This is a genomic window from Pseudoalteromonas sp. G5_S1_14_S5 (assembly GCF_054968605.1).
Window position 1 is genome coordinate 1 of sequence record NZ_JBQKUM010000296.1, and the last position, 219, is coordinate 219.

Here is a 219-nt window from a genome sequence, read left to right on the forward strand (position 1 = left end):
AACGACCATCCCATAGTTCCTTTACCATGACAGGCAATGCCGTCAAACACCTTGTTTCTCTTCGCTCTGATGATATGACAGACTTCAATTTTTGTTGAATCTACAAATTGAATACCTGTTGGCTTACCCAATTTGGAAGTGAGATAAGAGCACATAGGAATAACAACGCTTGCAGTAACACCGAGGAATCGCGTGTAGCTGAGCAGTTCAGGAAAATAG

1 protein-coding gene is annotated in these 219 nt (G+C 42.0%); it reads right to left on the minus strand.

Going from position 1 to position 219, the window contains the following annotated elements:
- Window positions 1-219 (minus strand): transposase (locus ACTRWI_RS22950; protein WP_499133971.1); only part of this gene is annotated, 219 nt, incomplete at both ends.